Below are 16915 nucleotides of genomic sequence, written 5' to 3'. Positions count from 1 at the left end.
ACTGTCTGGTCACGGGGTTCGGGTCAAAGTAACAGCAGGTAGCTGGCAAAACTCGGCAATGGCGGGCAGGTAGTCGGCAAAACCGCTAAAGCTATGATCACCACCTATTACCACCTGCTGCTGCGCGCCCTGATAATAACTAACGGCTTTGCGGTAATCTAACACTTCATCGCCGCTTTGCAACAGTACTAAATAGTTGGCTGGCTGTTGCAGACGCTTTGGCATTAATTGCTGCAGCTCGGCCATATGGCTGCTATCGACGGTAAACTGCTGCTGTAACACCGGATGATGATAGTGGCCTAAATAGTCATGCAGTACCTGGTGCGGTGCCACTGCCGGGTTAATTAAACAGGCACGGCACTGATAACGCTCGGCCATCACTGTGGCTAAAAAGCCCCCCAGCGAGCTGCCAATTATGGCCAGCGGCGGGGCTTGCTGCATGGCCGCTGTTAGCTGCGCCATCGCCTCGCCTGGGGTATAGGCTAAATCGGGGGCCATAAAATGCTGCCCGGGGTAATGCCGGGCAAAAAACTGGCTGGCCTGCAGCGCTTTTACCGACTGCGATGAACTGGCAAAGCCGTGCAGATAGTACAGGGTCAAACCGTTTCTCCTGCCAGGCTGTGGGCACTGATAAATTGCCAGCTAACCTGGCCCGCCGCGCTAAAGTGCCACTGGCAATACATCGGCCCGAGATCGAGCGTTTGCCAGGCTTGCTGCTGACAAAACTGCACCGAGCTGGCCGGACAGCCTACCAGCTGAATTTGCTGATGCTGCTTGGCATAGGCATGGTGGCAATGGCCATGGGCTAAGCCCCGGGCTCTCGGTTCATTGGCCAGCAGTTGCCAGAATGGCTGTGCATCCTGCCAGCCATGTTTATCAATGGCACTGCCCAGAGGCAACGGGTGATGATGACTGAATAACCAGAAATGTTCAGCATTGCTCGCGGCAAAACGCGCTGCCAGTTGCTGGCGCCGCTCAGGCCCAAAATACCCCGCTGGCGTGTCGCCTTTAGTATCCAGTAACAGTAATTGCCAACTGGCCAGCTGCAAACTGCTTGCCGCTGCTAGTGGCGCCTGCCGGCTTAACCAGTCTAGCTGGGTATAGTTGTCATGATTACCAGGTAACAGCAGCACCGGGCAACTAAGAGGCGCCAGTAACCGGGCCAGCAGCTGGTATGATGCGTCGCTGTGGTCCTGACTGAGATCGCCACTGAGAATTATAGCATCGGGCAGCTTGTCAGCTGCAATGTGCTGCAGTGCCTGCTGCAGATAGCGGCCGGGTTGCACGCCCTGATAATAGTCATCAATATCAGCCAACAGATGACAATCACTTAACTGCACTATCTGATAATGTGCTTTGGGCGGCAGTTGCAATATTGTCATTGTTTCAGTTCCACTGCCGCTGCCGAGTAACCCTGGGCTACACAGAGTTTAAGCCAGTCTGAGAGTAACTGATTAATCTGACGTTTTTCATCCGGCTGCATCATTTGTGGGTTGGGGTAGGGATAACGCGCGGCAAACTTACGCTGGCGAGCCACGCGCACGACTTCCGCCAGTTGCGCATCATGATACAGCTGCACATCAAAACTGGGGGTAACAAAATTACTACTCAAAACCGGTTGGTCGGGCGCGATCAGTTCAATTTGCAGCCGGGTAGTAAAGGGGCCGCATTCCAACACACTTAGCTGATAATGCTGCTGTGGATTGATGGCAATATGCCACTGTAAGCCAGCTGCAAAGTGCGCGGGCAACAAGCGATTTAAACGCGCATAGTTGCGCTCGCATAAACTGAGAAAATCAGGTAACTGCGGCTGATACTGCCGCGGTTTAGTCATCAGCATTACTACTCCAGGCGCGTCTCACCTCGGTTAAATGTAAATGTAGCCACTGTAATGCGATGATGGTAGCGGCATTATCAATGGCACCGTCAGTAAGTAACTGCATTGCTTTAACGCGCGGCATTGGCTGCATATAAATATCTTCATGTTCGGCCGCCAGGCCGTGAATGCCAGCCTTAACCGGCTGGGTCAGTTGGCCAAGAAATAATTGCACCCGCTCAGTATTACCACCGGGGCTGGAAAAATAACTCAACATAGGCCACAAGGCGCCAAGCTCAAGCCCGGCCTCTTCCATTGCTTCGCGACGGGCCGTTTGCTCAGCGCTTTGATCTTTATCTATCATACCGGCAATAATTTCCAGCAACCAGGGGCTGCGCCTGCCGTTCATCGCCCCTACCCGGAACTGCTCAACCAACACTAACTCGTCAGTTTGCGGGTTGTAGGGTAGCACAGCCACCGCCTGGCCCCGCTCAAAGATTTCCCGCACCATCGGCTCGCTCCAGCCGCCGGCATAGAGTTTATGCCGCAACTGACAGCGCTCTACCCGGAAAAAACCCTGAAAAACCGTGCTTTTATCGATTATCTCTACATCCTGGTCACTGAATGATGGATAATCAGTGCTATTGATTTCAGACATGTCTGCCCTCACATTTTGTTACACTCTTGACGGTAACTTTACGGTTTAATTCTGACTTAGTTTACCGTAACAGGTTATCATTTGGGCAGTTTCCTTTTAAGCCAGGACTTGGTAATGATGAAAAAAACGTTTTTAAGTACCTTAATACTTTCTTCTTTAGCGGTATTCAGCGTCGGCGCTGTTGCTGAAAACCTGGCCACTGTGTATCAGCTGGCCACCCAGAAAGATCCGCAATTGTTAAAAGCAGAAGCCATTCGCAATGCCGCCAGAGAGCGGATTGACATTTCTAAAGCCAGCCTGCTGCCTCAGATTAACTTAACTGCGGGTTACAGCAAAAGTATGCGCGAAAGCCAGACTTTTATTGGAGATGAACTAGTTAACGTTGAAGTAGATACCACTGGCTGGAATGCCCAGGTTGCTCTGAGCCAGTCTATTTTTAACTGGAATAACTGGAAAAATCTGAACACTGCAGAAAAACAAGCGATGCAAAGCCAGACCATTCTGGATGCAGAAGCCCAGGCCTTGATTGTACGGGTGTCGCAAACCTACTTTAATGTGTTAAAAGCAGTCGATGATTTAGGCTTTGCCGGTTCAGAAAAGCGGGCTATTGAGCGCCAGTTAGAACAAACCAAACAACGTTTTGCGGTAGGCTTAACCGCCATTACCGACGTACATGAAGCTCAGGCCCAGTTTGACAGTGCCGTAGCCCGGGAAATAGCCGCCCAGAATATGCTGGAAACGGCCCGCGAGACCCTGCGCGAAATTACCGGCCAGTATCATCAGCAGCTGGCCAGTTTAGATACGGCCAAGTTTGATACAGTACAACCGTCACCGGCTACCGCCGATGCCTGGGTCAGCATTGCCGAAGAGCTGAACCTGAATATTAAAGCCAGTAAACTGGCGCTGGATATTGCCCAGAATGATATTGAAAATGCCAAGGCTGGCCATTACCCGACGCTAAGCCTGGATGCCAGCTACGGCACCTCAGATGATGAAACCAAAAGAACCTTTAGTGGCAACTCCCAACGCAGTAATCCACCGCGGTTTGACAACAATAGTATTGGTTTAAATTTACGGGTACCGCTATACAGTGGTGGTGGCACAGTGGCGGCAACAGAGGTTGCCCGGGCTAACTATGTGGCGGCCAGTCAGGATCTGGAGCAAAGCCACCGCACTGCCATGCGCCAGGTGCGGGTGTCCTTTAACGATATCAATGCCAATATCGCCACTATTCGTGCGCTGGAGCAAGCGGTTATTTCGGCAGAAAGTGCCTTAAATGCTACTGAAGCCGGCTTTGAGGTAGGTACCCGCACCATCGTCGATGTGCTGCAAAGTACCCGTAACCTGTTTGAAGCACGCCGTAATTTAGCCGGCGCCCGCTACAACTATGTTATTGCCATTTTGTCGTTAAAGCAGGCTGCAGGTAACCTGTCGGAACAAGACCTGCTTGCTATCAATCAAGCCTTAAGCAGTTAATCTGACACAAGGTTCACCGCGCTTGCGGTGAACCTCTTACCAGTTTTGCCTTTCCCACAGCTTTTTTTTCGTTACAATAGCGCCATTAATTACTAGTGAGACAGCCATAGTGGTAAATGCTCCCCGTTTTAGCTGGCGTTTTCTGTTACCTCAATACTGGTTACTGTGGCTGGGCGTGGGCCTGCTGTGGCTAATCAGCTGGTTACCTTATCGGCTGCTAATGTTAATGGGCAGTGGCCTGGGAGCGTTGTTATACAGGCTACTGGGCTCGCGGCGTAAAGTCGCTGCACGCAATATCGCCCTGTGTTTCCCGGATATGCCGGACGCTGAGCAACATAAGTTGCTCAAAGCCAACTTTGCCGAGTCGGGAAAGGCGTTATTTGAAACCATTATCGGCTGGTGGTGGCCAACCTGGCGGGTGCGCAAACTGGGGCAAGTGCAAGGTTATCAGCATATTGAAGCTGCAATGGCAGAAGGTAAAGGCGTATTGTTGCTGGCCGGCCATTTTCTGCACTTAGAAGCGGCATGCCGGGTGTTTGGCTTAACACATCCCAGTGTCGGCTTTTACCGGCCGCACAATAATCCGCTAATGGACTACCTGCAATACCATGGCCGCAATAAAGCCAACAAATATATGGTCGGCAAGCGCGACGTAAAAGGCCTAATCCAGGCATTGAACGAGCAAGAAGTGTGTTTTTATTTGCCAGATCAGGACTATGGCCGCAACCGGGCCGAATTTGTCCCCTTCTTTGCTGTAGCCGAAACGGCGACGACTACCGGTACCTTACTTTTTGCCAAGGCCGCCAACTGCGTAGTGATCCCGGTCTATACTTATCGCTTGCCTGGTTATCAGGGGTACCAGATTGACGTATTGCCAGCCTTTGATCATTTTCCCAGTGGCGATAACAAAGCCGATGTGACCCGGGTTAATCAATGGGTAGAGCAGGCCGTATTAAAACATCCTGAACAGTATATGTGGTTGCATCGTCGCTTTAAAACCCGGCCCTCACCGGACGCACCATCATTATATAAAGCAGCACCAGACAACTCAGGCGGGAGACACTAATTATGTGGTTTTGGTTTCGCACTATCCTTATTCTGGGCAGTCTGCTGGGCGGCGCTTATCTGCTACTGACTAAATCTGAGCTGCTGTTGGAGCGAGAAACGGTGAATACAGCTGCCCGTGGTTTTACCGAGTTTTACAGTAAAATTCGTGGTGGCCAATCGGGTAGTCAGCAAAGTGACTTTCATATTACCCTGCCGGATACCAGTGGCCAGCTCAGCCGCAATCTGGCACAACGCGGCCGGGACGTTTTACCTGCGCCGGCTAACTGGCAAGGGCTGGTTACCGACCGCCGGTTTCGGGCTGGCGATAGCCTGAAAGCCACCCTGGCCAACCATGCCCGCAATGAGGGCATTGAATTGTACTGGACCTTACCGCGCGACTACGTCATTAAGCAGTATTTTCAAACCGACAGCACCTTGCTTGGCACCGTGCATGATATTGCCAAATCAATTGCACCTGACTTTGCCGAGCCGGTAGTCAGCTTTTTTTGTCCTAACGAGCGGGCGGTGGTGGTAACGAATCGGGTGACACCCTATTTACAACAACATTGTCAGGCAATCAGCCGTTAACCCGGCTTACCGTCATGGCGACGTGAACAGCTGCTGCCATACCTGGTGCACCGTGGCTCTGGCCTCGGCCAGCCTGCTTTCGGTGGGCACTTTGGCTGGCGCTAATGTTAGCCGGTGCCCCCAACCGCGCAAAAGCTGATAGGCTTGTTGCAACGCGGTTACCTGCTCAGGTTGCAGTAAGCCTGCCTCTGCTGCGGCATCAAGGATCCGCATGTTGTCGCTGTAGCGATAAAGCGCCGGATAATCTTTAGCATGAGCCAGCACCAGATACTGACTGATAAACTCCAGATCAACAATGCCGCCTAAGCTGTGTTTCACATCATCGTCGGCGCTGCCATGATGGCTGCGCAGTTTCTGCCGCATAGCCACCACGTCTTGCCGTAATTTTGCCGGCTCTCGTTGTTGCTCAATAATGTCAGCCCGGATCTGGTTAAATAATGCAGCCATCCGCGCTGAGCCAATAATTAAACGGGCCCGCACCAGAGCCTGATGCTCCCAGGTCCAGGCTTCATCACGTAAGTATTGGTGGTAGGTAGCAATATGAATCGCCAGCAGGCCGGAATTACCCGATGGTCGCAAGCGGGTGTCAATCTCATACAACACACCACTGTTAGTGCGGGTAGTGGCCAGATGCAGCACCCTTTGACTGAGCTTTAAATAAAACTGTCTGGAATCAATGGCTTTATCACCACTGGTGCTGCCCATACTGTCGCACTGGTGCAAAAAGACCAGATCCAAATCCGAGCCATAGCCCAGCTCAAGTCCGCCCAATTTACCGTAGGCAATAACCGCAAAACCGCGGTCTGTATCCGAAGCCCCCTCTGGCAAGCCATAACGGGCGGTCATTTGCTGCCAGGCAAGCGTCACCACCTGCTCCATCACCACTTCTGCCAGCCAGGTCAAGTGATCACTTACCTGCATTAACGGCAAAGCACCACTGATATCTGCCGCCGCTATCCGCAGTTGTTGCGCTTGTTTATACTGGCGCAGGGTTTCCATCAGCAGCTCTAAGTCATCCTCTGGTACCCGCAACAAATACTGGCGCAACCGATCCTGATAATCGGCTTTATCAGCCACCCGATACAACTGCTCGGGGTCAATCAGCTCGTCCAGCAGCATTGGATAACGGGCCAGTTGCCCAGCCAGCCAGCCGCTCTGGGTGCACAGCAGCACCAGTTGCTGCAACGCCAACGGGTTTTCGTATAATAACTCCAGATAGGCGGTACGGGTCATAATTTGCCGGAACACCCCAAGCACCCGGGTTAATACCAGACTGTCGGCCTGCTCGGTTTGCAACAAATGCAGTAAAATTGGTACAAGTTTACTTAAAAAGTCATGGCCACGTGGCCCGACGCTGCGTTTCTGGCAGTCATGGCGAAACGCCTGCAAATGCTCAATCAGCGCGATAGCCGCTTCAGTATCCAGCCAATCCAGTTGCTCTGCCAACTCGGCAGCCGGCAACTGGCTGCCCCACAACAACCGCCCCACCCCTAATTCTTGCTGCTCCGGGCTATCTTCATGGTCAATAACCTGCTTAAACTGCAGATGCACCCGGGCCATGGCCGCCACAATCCGCTGCTGTAACGCTGACCAGTCAGTTTCATTTAAACAGCTCAGTAACTGGCATCGCCCGGTGTTATCTGAGGGCAGGGTTTGCGTTTGCTTATCATCAATGCCTTGCAGTGCCTGCTCAATTTGCCGCAAAAATAAGTAATCCGCTTTCAGCTCTCTGGCCTGCTGCGCGCTTAACATCTGATGCTGCACCAGTCCATCCAGTGCCAGCAATAAACTTTGCTGTTGCAGTTGCGGAATACGGCCGCCCCTGATCAGCTGCAAGGTTTGCACCACAAACTCGACCTCGCGAATGCCCCCTGCCCCCAGTTTTATATTGTCTACCCGGTTGCGACGCCGGTTTTCCTGTTCGATTAGCTGTTTCATACGCCGCAGTGATTCAATAGCTGAAAAATCAATATAGCGCCGGTAAATAAATGGCTTTAATAGCTGCTGCAGCTCCTGACTATGCTGCCCGTCCGGGTTCAACACTCTGGCCTTTAACAAAGCATAACGCTCCCAGTCTCGCCCCTGCTCCTGATAGTAATCTTCCAATGCAGCAAAACTCAGCGCCAGCGGCCCGCTGTCACCAAAGGGCCGTAACCGCATATCAACCCGGTAGACAAAACCGTCAGCCGTTACCTGATGCAAGGCCGCAATCAGTTTCTGACCGAGCTTGGTGAAAAACTGCTGATGTTCTAATGGCCGGCGGCCGTCACGGGTTTCGCCATGCGCCGGATAGGTAAAAATAAGATCAATATCGGAGGAAAAATTCAACTCCCGCCCGCCCAGTTTACCCATACCTAAAATCAGCATTGGCATCGGCTTACCCTGCTCATCATAGGGGGTGCCACTTTGTTGTTGCTGCAATTGATAGGCCCAGCGATACGCACTGTTAATTAAGCTATCGGCCAGACTGGACACCCTTGCCAGGCCCAGTTCAGTGCTTTGCAACTGATAAATGTCTGCTGTTAATAAGATGGCTAACGCCCGGTTGCGGTAGCGGCGTAAACAGCTGAATACCGCGGTTTCGTCGGTGGCTGCCAGCTGAACCAGCGGGTCTTGCCAGGGCTGCGATAGTTGCGCTGCCAACGCCGTTTTATCCAGCAGCAAGGGCAGTAGTTCAGGCTGCTGGCATAACGTCCGGCCCAGAAATAAGCTGGCCTGCAGCAATACCCTAAGCTGTTGCTGCGCGCCGGCCGGCAATTCAGCGCCGTTCAGCTGATTAAATGATTGCTGCCAATACTGATCTGTAATGCCCATAGTGTCTCCTGCTTAGCCTTGGGCAACGCCACTTTGCTGCAACAATAAGCCCGCCAGTGCCAGCAGCAACTGGTTGTAGCGTGGCTGTTCAAACACAATAACCCCCTGCTGCAACTGCTCTGCCAGCAACAAAGCTTGCCGGCTGAAATCAGCATATTGCAAAACCGCCAGCTCCTCGCTTAACCGTTGCAAAAAATGGCTGGCCTGACGAAGCTCATGCAGGTTAACAGCACCTGTGCCGGCCGCTGCAGCCTGGCGGTAATACAAAGCTTCGGTACATTGCAGGGCTGTTAAGTTACCAATCAGCCCTGACTGCTGTGACAGAGGCGGGGTAAGCTGCTGTTTATCAGCCAATAAATAACCACGCGCCGCTTTACTTAACCAGCCGGTACGCAGCGGCAATTGCTGTACTAACTGCTCTGCCACGGCAAATAGCGTCGTGGCGCTGCCTGTTAGCAGCTCTAACTCCAGCTCGGCGATAATTTCTACGTTGTCGCCTAAAACGATCTGGCCACTATCATAAACCACTTCCAGCACAGTGCCGGCAACACTCAACTGCCAGCTCTGGCGAATAAAGTCGGTACGGAAAAGCTCCGTTAACTGCCGTTGCAGCCTCCCGACATCAGTCTGTTCAGGCCAGATATCCACTGGAAACGCAGCCAGCTCTGGCACAATGCCGGCAGCAGGCAGATTAAACTCCGGCCGTGCTTGCAAGGCACCGTGTTGCTGGCCGGCCAGTTTAATCGTTTGCTCAAAGCGGCCCCGCTTCTGACGGGTACGCAACCCCATATCGTGGCGGCGAAACCAATTGTCGGGTGTGTCAAAGTAGGCATTTAACAACGCGGCCTGGCCGTTATCTTTCAGCTCACCGCAAGTTCGCAGCAACCGTGCCAATGGCTTACTCTGTGGCGCTGCTAATAAAAACTTTAATTCCAGCTCCAGACTCATGGTAGGCTATCCTCTATGTTAGGCCGTTAGCCGTACAGCTGACTTTTTTACACTTGTCAATTTGCTAACAACTCCCTATCATCCGGGATACCTTGTTGGCGCCTGCTCAAGCGTAGCAGCTGATTAGAATAGATTAGGATACCTATGTTTAGATTATTTCGCAGCTCTGTTTCCCGGATATTTTTCCTGCCCCTGATATTGTTGGTGCTTAGCTGGCCAACCGTCGCTCAGCAAACCAGTACAGAGAAACCCGCTTTTATCAGCGATGCCCTGTTTGTTTACCTGCATTCTGGCCCGGGCAACCAATACCGGATAGTGGGTACCATTAACGCAGGGCAGGATGTAACCTTTATCAGTGAAGACCGCGACAGCGGCTATGTACAGATCAGATACGACAGTACTAAAACCGGCTGGTTACCGAAAGAATATGTCAGTTTTACGCCCGGCCTGGTCACCCAGCTCGAGACCCTGACCGAGCGTTTTAACAACCAGCGCTCGCAATTGCAGCAACTTGCCGAAGAGCGCGACAGCTTAAGCAGTCAACTGAACAGTGCTATTGTTGAACGTGAAAATGCCCAGGAGCAACTGGCCCAGTCGAATCGCTCCTATGAACAGCTTAAAACCCAACTTGAGGCCACCCAAACCAGTATCTGGCAAAACCCGATGGTGATTGGTTCTGCTATTTTATTAATAGGTCTGATTTTCGGCCTGGTGTTACCGGCATTGTGGCCCAAGCGTCGCGAAAGCGAACGCTGGATGTAATACGGCACTTACCCCAGGCTGTCGTTGGCTTTCAGCGGCAGCCCGGTATCGCGTTTTACCTGCTCTATCACTACGTAAGTATGATTTTTCACCACCCCGGGCAAATCGACAATTTGCTCCAGAATAATCCGGTAAGCATCCATATTTGGCAAGCGTAGTTTTAACAGGTAATCGAAACCGCCAGCAACCATATGGCACTCCACCACATGCGGAACTTTCAAGACCTCGTCTTTAAAACGATCAAACACCGCACTGGTGGTATTGTCCAGCGTGATTTCGATAAATACCGTAGTACCAAAACCCAGCATAGCGGCATTTAAACGGGCTCCGTAGCCTTCAATATAGCCATATTTCTCCAGCCGCTTAACCCTGTCAATACAGGGGCTGGCGCTTAAATTGACCTTTTTCGCCAGATCAACATTGGCTATCCGCCCTTCTTTTTGCAAGGTATCGAGGATGCTTAAGTCGATCCGATCCAGATTTTTTGGTTTTAGTGGTAGCGTCATTACGGTTGTCAGACTAAGTGGCTAATAATGCGATTATATACTGATCAATAGCAAAAATAACCTTTACCCACTGTGGCAGGGCGGTAACAAACAAAAACAACAAAATTATGCACCTTTGCTATGCTTAACCAACATTGTGCCATCAAGCACCGTTATTTTTACTTAACCGCAAAACCAGAGCACTTGGTCGACGCGTTAACGGTGGGTTAAGTAATTTTAGCGTACAATGGCACACTTTTGGTGGATTAAGGTTAAGCTGGCAACTGGATGGCATATCAAAAAATCTCTGTCACTGAACTGCAACCTGGCAGTTACGTTGTTGAGGTTGCAGAGCAACACGGTGAGGTTACTGTTAAACATGCGGGCTGGGTCCGCAGCGCTCAGGCTATTGCCCAATTAAAAGCAAAAGGGGTTGTGACTGTTCTGGTCGACCCAGCACGCTTTTTGCCCAGTGAGGACACGCCGGCAGTAGCCATCCCAGATCGTATTGCCCCTGTCAGCAGCGACGAAGATGCCCCTCCGGTAAGGCAATTGTTTGCAGACGAATGGCCTCGGGCAGAGAAAGCCCTGCTGCAAAGTCAGCGCGTACAACAGTTAGTGCTTGAAGCGGCTCGTAGCCAGCAACCCATTGATTTATCTATGGTGCATGAAGTTAGCGCCGGTTTATCCGACTCGGTTAGCCGCAATCAGGACGTGCTATTGTGCTTAACCCGGATTGCAGAACAAAGCGACAGCCTGCTGCAGCACAGCGTCAATTGCGCCGTTTACATTGCTGCCTATGCCAAATTTATTAATTTACCAAGCGATCGCAGCAAAACCCTGATCACGGCGGCACTACTGCATGATGTCGGCAAAGCGCTGAAACCAGAACTGATGCACCAGGCTGATGCCGCTGCGATTAGCACCAGTTTGGCAGCATTGCAACGCAACAAAGATTTAGCGGGTCAGGTATCGCTGTGGATTAGTCAGCACTGCGCCTTGCTCGATGGCAGTGGCTCACCGCCAATTAAAGGGCATCAGATCGCCAAAGGCAGCCAGATGCTGGCCATTGTTAACCAGTATGAAAAACTGACAAACCCTGCTGGCAGCAATCAAAGCCCACTGGCTGCGTCGCGCTATTTGCTTAGCATGACACCATTACAACTGGACACCGAGTTACTGCAGCTGTTTATCAAATGTATTGGCGTATATCCGCCGGGAACGGTGGTAAAACTGACCACCGGCAAATTGGCACTGGTGCTGGAAAATAACCCGAAAAAGCCCACCCAGCCGAAAGTGAAACTGTTCTATCACAGCGTACATCACCATCATATTATTCCGAAAATTATGGATTTATCACGCCAGCAGGAAGAACATATTGAAGGCTGTGTCGATTTAAAAAAATATGGCCTGGATGTACGAAATTATTTGTAATCGGTCAGGGCCGGCACACTAAATAATTCTGCCCCCATTTCCAGCAAGACAAATTGTGGGGTAATTTCTTTTAAGCGGATATCAGCAGTCACCCACTGTCCTTCTTGTAAACTTTTACCATTCACTTTTATCCAGCGCTGTTGGCTTTGGGTTGCATAGACATGCGCTTCAAAGCGCAACGGCGGAATTTGTCGCTGCAATGCCGCTGCCAGCTCACTGATGTCTCTAGCCGGCGCACCACTTGAGCGCAAGGCAGCTTGTGGCTGACGTTGGTTTATCTCGCTGGCAGCCATGGCTGAAGCAAATCGTTGCCGCAATTCAGCAGACACTTCCACCTCTGGCTCAGGCGACACGGGACGTGGCACTTCAGTTGCCGCAGCTTGTGCTGTTGGCTCCGGCGCGGTAACCCTAACCACCTTTTGTTCTGGTGCAAATGGCTCCTGCTTTGGCTGCGATTGCACCACAGCAGCAGCCTGGGCTGCAGGCTCGGCGCTGGTAAGGGCAGCAACAATACTGGCACTGTCAGCCAACACGGGTTTATGTTGTAACACAGCAACAACACTGCTGTCCGGCAACGCTGTATTGGCACTTTGCCACCAGCTTGCCAACACAAAGCCAAGGCTCAACGCCAGCAAAAAACCAAGCAATAAGGCCAGATTGCGCCAGCCGTTAGTCGGTTGCGGGCTGGCCAGCGTCGGCTCCACCTGTTGTTTTAGTGCATCCATTAAAATTGACAACGTTAACCTCTTAGCATCGGCAGTATCACCATGGCCAATAAAAACCCCACCACTATACCAGTGCCGGTCAGTAACGGCCAGAACCAGCCTGGTAACACCTGCCGGGCATTTCCCGCAGTATTAACGTTATTCAGCGGTAAAATTTCGGTAGCAGCGCGTTGCACCTGCGCCACGTCTACCAGTGGTTGCTGCTGACTATAAGCGGCCAACATCGCCCGGTCTGCTAGCAAATTCAGTAAGCGGGGAATACCACCACTTTGCTGGTATAACTCGGTCACCGCCTTACTGCTAAACACCGGCCTGCTGCAGCCGGCTACCTGTAAGCGGTATTTTAAATAATGCTGCACTTCGTTTAAATCCAGCGGCAGTAAATGGTAACGCGCGGTGATCCGCTGTGCTAGCTGGCGCAGGTCATTGCGCTGCAGTAACTGCTGCAACTCCGGCTGGCCAATTAAAATAACCTGTAGCAGTTTTTTAGTGTTGGTTTCCAGGTTAGTCAGTAAACGCAGCTGCTCCAAAACTGCCGGCTGCAAATGCTGCGCTTCATCAATAATTAAAATAGTTTTTTTGCCAGCCTGATGGTTTTTTTGCAAGCGCTGGGTAATTTTATCGCCCAGCACTTTTAAACTGGCATCGGCCTTTTTGTAGCGAATTTTCAGCTCGTCACAAATCGCCGCCAGCAGCTCTAGCTCAGATAAGGTTGGGTTTAAAATAAAGGCCACATCAGTATTGCTGTCCAGTTCCTGTAGCAGGGTTCTGGACACCGTAGTTTTGCCGGTCCCCACTTCGCCGGTTAACAGCACAAAGCCACCGGCATCGCCCAGGCCATAACGTAAATGCGCCAGTGCTTCCGTATGGCGGGCCCCCAGATACATAAAATCCGGGTTAGGGGCAATGGAAAAAGGCGGGCTGGTTAAACCGAAAAAACCGGTATACATCAAGGCATCCTGCGTTAATAGCGCTGCAAATTAGACTGACGGCGCTATAATGGCAAAAAATACGCAATCAGGAAAGCATGTGCAGATATATCTTGTGGGCGGTGCAGTACGGGATGAGTTACTTGGCTACCCCTATCACGAGCGTGACTGGGTGGTAGTAGGCGCTACTCCCGGGCAAATGCTGGAACTGGGCTATCAGCAGGTGGGAAAAGATTTCCCGGTATTCTTGCACCCGAAAACCAAAGAAGAACACGCACTGGCCCGCACTGAACGTAAAAATGGCCAGGGTTATACCGGTTTTAGTGTCTATGCGGCGCCGGATGTCACCCTTGAGCAGGACTTGCAACGACGTGATCTGACCATTAATGCTATCGCTAAAGACAGCGATGGTAACTATATCGACCCTTATCATGGCCGCTCTGATATCGAGCAAAAAATATTACGCCATGTTTCCGATGCCTTTGCCGAAGATCCGCTACGGGTGCTGCGGGTTGCCCGCTTTTATGCCCGCTATGCTCATTTAGGCTTTACTGTGGCCAGCGAAACCCTGGCGTTAATGCGCCAGCTTAGCGCCAGTGGCGAGCTAAACAGCTTAAGCCCGGAGCGGGTGTGGGTGGAAACGGCCAAAGCGCTTGGCAGCCAAAGCCCGGCAGCCTATTTTCAGCTGTTGTACGATTGCGGTGCGCTGCACGCGCTGATGCCTGAGCTGGCGGCCCTGTGGGGCGTACCGCAACCCGAAAAATGGCACCCGGAAATTGATACCGGCATTCATACTATGCTGGTACTGGAGCAGGCAGCCGCACTGTCTGAGCGCTTAGATATCCGCTTTGCTGCGCTGGTGCATGATTTGGGCAAAGGCGTGACCAAAGCTGAGCTGTTGCCATCACACCATGGTCATGAACATACCGGCTTGCCACTCATTCAGCAGCTGTGTCAGCGACTCAGAGTACCGAACGACTGCCGTGATTTAGCCCTGCTGGTATGTGAATACCATCAGCTGGTGCACCGCGCCAAGGAGCTGAAAGCCAGCACTGTGCTAAAATTCTTTAATGCCATTGATTTCTGGCGCAAGCCACAGCGACTGGCCGATATCCTGCTCTGTTGCACCGCAGACCTACGCGGCCGCACCGGCTTTGAGCAGGCTGACTACCCGCAGGCAGACTACTTGCAGCAACTGGCCGGCGCCGTACAGCAGGTTTCAGCCCGGCAGATAATGGCGCAAGGGATCAGTGGCCCAGCGATAGCGCCGGCCTTGCAACAGGCACGATTACAGCAGTTAAAAACGGCCATCAGTAAGCTGAAGATTAAGTGAACCATGAAGTTTTGATGAACTGGGCGCGTTTTACTTGACAGCTGAGCAGCAGCCTTTACAATGCGCAGCAATTTTAACCAAAGCGAGGTCCCACTGTGGGCGAACAATCTGGAAGTAGGCCGCGGCCTGTTACAGTAACAACCGTCTGATAGTGTAGCCCTTTGGTGCCTGCCCTGTCAGCGACAGGGTAGCGACAATTTTTCTAAATGAATTTCTCTGCTTCCCCTTTTAAGCTTTAATAAACCTTAGCGTTGCTTAGTGCAACCCGTTTTATTGTGCTGTTTTTACTGTTGCAGGCTGGCTCTGCTGCTATTTTTTACCCTGGTGGCCGCTTCGTACTAACCGAAGAGGAACAGGCACATGTTAATCAAAAACCATGCTGCTTTGCGTGATGCAACCGACGCCACATCCAAATCGTTAGGCTTAGCCAGGCTAATGCTGGCGCTGAGTATAACCCTTTGCACTTTGCAGGCCCATGCCGGCCGGCCGATGCTGACCGACGATGCCACTATTGTTGAGCAATGCCAGCTGGAAAGCTGGGCACAGCGCGAGCGTACAGGTACCCGCTTTTGGGCGGTGCCGGCTTGTCAGCTACTGGGCGTGGAATGGGCACTGGGCGTTGCCAAAACCCCTGCTGGCGAACCACAACAATATGAATTTTCAGCGAAGACTGAACTGAAAACGCTGCAAACCAACAGCTATGGTATTACCGCTCAACTGGCATATCAATTTGACGCTGGCCAGCAACAGCAAGGCGATCTGCAGCTCAATCTGGCTCTGACCCAGAGCTTTGCCGCTGACACCTGGCTGCTGCATTTAAATGCTGGCCGGCTGCATCGTGAGCAGGCCCACAATGACTGGACTGCCGGTATAGCACTACAACACGAGTTCGCCGCCAATCAGTGGTTATTTACCGAGCTGTACCGCGAAAACGCCGGCAGACCTGTGTATCAGCTGGGCTATCTGGCCGAAGTGCTGCCCAACCGGCTGCAACTGGATCTAAGCTACGGCAACCGTGTTAGCCGCTCTGGCCGCGAGGACTTTCTCTCGGCCGGCCTGGCGTTTTATTTCAGTGTGTTATAGCGTTTAGAATGGCTACACAAAAAAACTCAGATAAATAATCAGGGCAACCCCCAGCAACAACCGGTAGATCACAAAGGGTAACATACCCATGCGGCTGATGATTTTCAAAAACAAGTGAATACAAATTAACGCGCTGACAAAGGCCAATACCAGGCCAAGCAGCAGGCTGGAAAAATCATAAATTTCAGGATTTTTCATTAGCTTGCTCGCCTGATAGCCGCCAATCAGCACAATAATCGGAATCGACAGTAAAAACGAAAAGCGGGCGGCGCTGGCGCGGTCCAGTCCCAGCATCAGGCCCGCCGTCATGGTGATACCCGAACGCGAGGTCCCCGGGATCAGTGACACCGCCTGGGCAAGACCAATAATCAGTACCTGGCGCCAGCCGATTTGCTCCATTGCCGTATGTTGCTTCGCCGTGCTGTCGGCATACCAAAGTAAGCTACCAAAAACCAGCGTGGTAATGGCAATTACCCAGGGCGAGCGTAATAAGGTTTCGATCAGATCGGCTGCCAGTAAACCAGCTAAACCAGCCGGAATAGTGGCGGCAATCACCATCCAGGCTAAAGTGCCATAAGTGCTTTGCTGGCCACGGCAGGAGTTCAGCCAACCAACAGTTAACTGCGTGATATCCTGCCGGAAATACAGTATCACCGCTAACAAGGTACCCACATGCACCGCCACATCAAAGGCAATGCCCTGATCCTGCCAGCCAAAAATGGCAGAGGGTAAAATAAGGTGGGCGGAGGATGAAATCGGTAGAAACTCGGTAATACCCTGAATTATCGCTAAAATAATAACTTCCACTGTACTCAAG

General features: G+C 51.8%; 17 protein-coding genes. 7 read left to right on the top strand and 10 right to left on the bottom strand.

Features of this window, described 5'->3' with window-relative positions:
* Positions 1-9: 9 nt before the first annotated feature.
* From WG68_RS10210 to nudF, 4 genes are read right to left on the bottom strand one after another with little or no spacing between them, the layout of a single operon-like run.
* Complete coding sequence (locus tag WG68_RS10210) at positions 10-600, bottom strand: YqiA/YcfP family alpha/beta fold hydrolase (RefSeq protein ID WP_046557592.1); 591 nt, start codon at positions 598-600, stop codon at positions 10-12.
* Positions 597-1382: a metallophosphoesterase gene (locus WG68_RS10205; protein ID WP_046557591.1), complete on the bottom strand. Its 786-nt coding sequence runs from the start codon at positions 1380-1382 to the stop codon at positions 597-599. Before WG68_RS10205 ends, WG68_RS10210 begins: the two co-directional genes overlap by 4 nt.
* A complete protein-coding gene (locus WG68_RS10200) occupies positions 1379-1840 on the bottom strand; it encodes a DUF1249 domain-containing protein (RefSeq protein WP_046557590.1) in 462 nt (153 codons plus the stop codon). The genes WG68_RS10205 and WG68_RS10200 overlap by 4 nt, the downstream gene beginning before the upstream one ends.
* The gene (gene nudF / locus WG68_RS10195; protein ID WP_046557589.1) at positions 1827-2474 is read right to left on the bottom strand and encodes an ADP-ribose diphosphatase; all 648 of its coding nucleotides are present in this window, start codon (positions 2472-2474) and stop codon (positions 1827-1829) included. The genes WG68_RS10200 and nudF overlap by 14 nt, the downstream gene beginning before the upstream one ends.
* Before the next feature lie 114 nt (positions 2475-2588).
* On the opposite strand from nudF, the gene tolC reads away from it, so the two are divergent.
* The 3 genes from tolC (at position 2589) to WG68_RS10180 (ending at position 5585) form a co-directional block, all read left to right on the top strand.
* Positions 2589-3950, top strand: a complete 1362-nt coding sequence (gene tolC, locus WG68_RS10190; RefSeq protein WP_235357717.1) for an outer membrane channel protein TolC — start codon at positions 2589-2591, stop codon at positions 3948-3950.
* 109 nt (positions 3951-4059) lie between these two features.
* Complete coding sequence (lpxL, locus tag WG68_RS10185) at positions 4060-5016, top strand: LpxL/LpxP family Kdo(2)-lipid IV(A) lauroyl/palmitoleoyl acyltransferase (RefSeq protein ID WP_046557588.1); 957 nt, start codon at positions 4060-4062, stop codon at positions 5014-5016.
* A 2-nt stretch (positions 5017-5018) separates the two neighbouring features.
* Positions 5019-5585, top strand: coding sequence for a TcpQ domain-containing protein (locus tag WG68_RS10180; protein WP_046557587.1), 567 nt, complete (start codon positions 5019-5021; stop codon positions 5583-5585).
* Between the two features lie 12 nt (positions 5586-5597).
* On the opposite strand, the gene glnE is transcribed toward WG68_RS10180, so the two are convergent.
* Positions 5598-8399, bottom strand: coding sequence for a bifunctional [glutamate--ammonia ligase]-adenylyl-L-tyrosine phosphorylase/[glutamate--ammonia-ligase] adenylyltransferase (gene glnE, locus WG68_RS10175; protein ID WP_046557586.1), 2802 nt, complete (start codon positions 8397-8399; stop codon positions 5598-5600).
* Between the two features lie 12 nt (positions 8400-8411).
* Positions 8412-9347: a CYTH domain-containing protein gene (locus WG68_RS10170; RefSeq protein WP_046557585.1), complete on the bottom strand. Its 936-nt coding sequence runs from the start codon at positions 9345-9347 to the stop codon at positions 8412-8414.
* A 144-nt stretch (positions 9348-9491) separates the two neighbouring features.
* Between WG68_RS10170 and WG68_RS10165 the strand changes: the two genes are divergently transcribed.
* Entirely contained in the window at positions 9492-10109 is a 618-nt protein-coding gene (locus WG68_RS10165; RefSeq protein WP_046557584.1) for a TIGR04211 family SH3 domain-containing protein, read from the top strand.
* Positions 10110-10117: 8 nt separating this feature from the next.
* On the opposite strand, the gene WG68_RS10160 is transcribed toward WG68_RS10165, so the two are convergent.
* On the bottom strand, positions 10118-10615 hold the full coding sequence (locus WG68_RS10160) for an Lrp/AsnC ligand binding domain-containing protein (RefSeq protein WP_046557583.1): 498 nt from the start codon (positions 10613-10615) through the stop codon (positions 10118-10120).
* A 267-nt stretch (positions 10616-10882) separates the two neighbouring features.
* Here WG68_RS10160 and WG68_RS10155 point away from each other — a divergent pair, with 267 nt between their 5' ends.
* Positions 10883-12028, top strand: a complete 1146-nt coding sequence (locus WG68_RS10155) for an HD-GYP domain-containing protein (protein ID WP_046557582.1) — start codon at positions 10883-10885, stop codon at positions 12026-12028.
* On the opposite strand, the gene WG68_RS10150 is transcribed toward WG68_RS10155, so the two are convergent.
* Both WG68_RS10150 and WG68_RS10145 read right to left on the bottom strand, forming a co-directional pair.
* On the bottom strand, positions 12019-12765 hold the full coding sequence (locus WG68_RS10150; protein ID WP_046557581.1) for a general secretion pathway protein GspB: 747 nt from the start codon (positions 12763-12765) through the stop codon (positions 12019-12021). The genes WG68_RS10155 and WG68_RS10150 overlap by 10 nt on opposite strands.
* Before the next feature lie 2 nt (positions 12766-12767).
* A complete protein-coding gene (locus WG68_RS10145; RefSeq protein ID WP_046557580.1) occupies positions 12768-13703 on the bottom strand; it encodes an ExeA family protein in 936 nt (311 codons plus the stop codon).
* Positions 13704-13782: 79 nt separating this feature from the next.
* On the opposite strand from WG68_RS10145, the gene WG68_RS10140 reads away from it, so the two are divergent.
* Complete coding sequence (locus WG68_RS10140; RefSeq protein ID WP_200897572.1) at positions 13783-15015, top strand: multifunctional CCA addition/repair protein; 1233 nt, start codon at positions 13783-13785, stop codon at positions 15013-15015.
* A 360-nt stretch (positions 15016-15375) separates the two neighbouring features.
* Positions 15376-16098, top strand: coding sequence for a hypothetical protein (locus WG68_RS10135; protein WP_046557578.1), 723 nt, complete (start codon positions 15376-15378; stop codon positions 16096-16098).
* Positions 16099-16110: 12 nt separating this feature from the next.
* On the opposite strand, the gene WG68_RS10130 is transcribed toward WG68_RS10135, so the two are convergent.
* A complete protein-coding gene (locus WG68_RS10130; RefSeq protein WP_046557577.1) occupies positions 16111-16914 on the bottom strand; it encodes an undecaprenyl-diphosphate phosphatase in 804 nt (267 codons plus the stop codon).
* Between the last annotated feature and the right edge of the window lies 1 nt (position 16915).

The organism is Arsukibacterium ikkense (assembly GCF_000987775.1).
GTDB classification, from domain to species: Bacteria; Pseudomonadota; Gammaproteobacteria; order Enterobacterales; family Alteromonadaceae; genus Alishewanella; species Alishewanella ikkense.
This window is presented reverse-complemented; position numbering and strand designations above follow the sequence as displayed.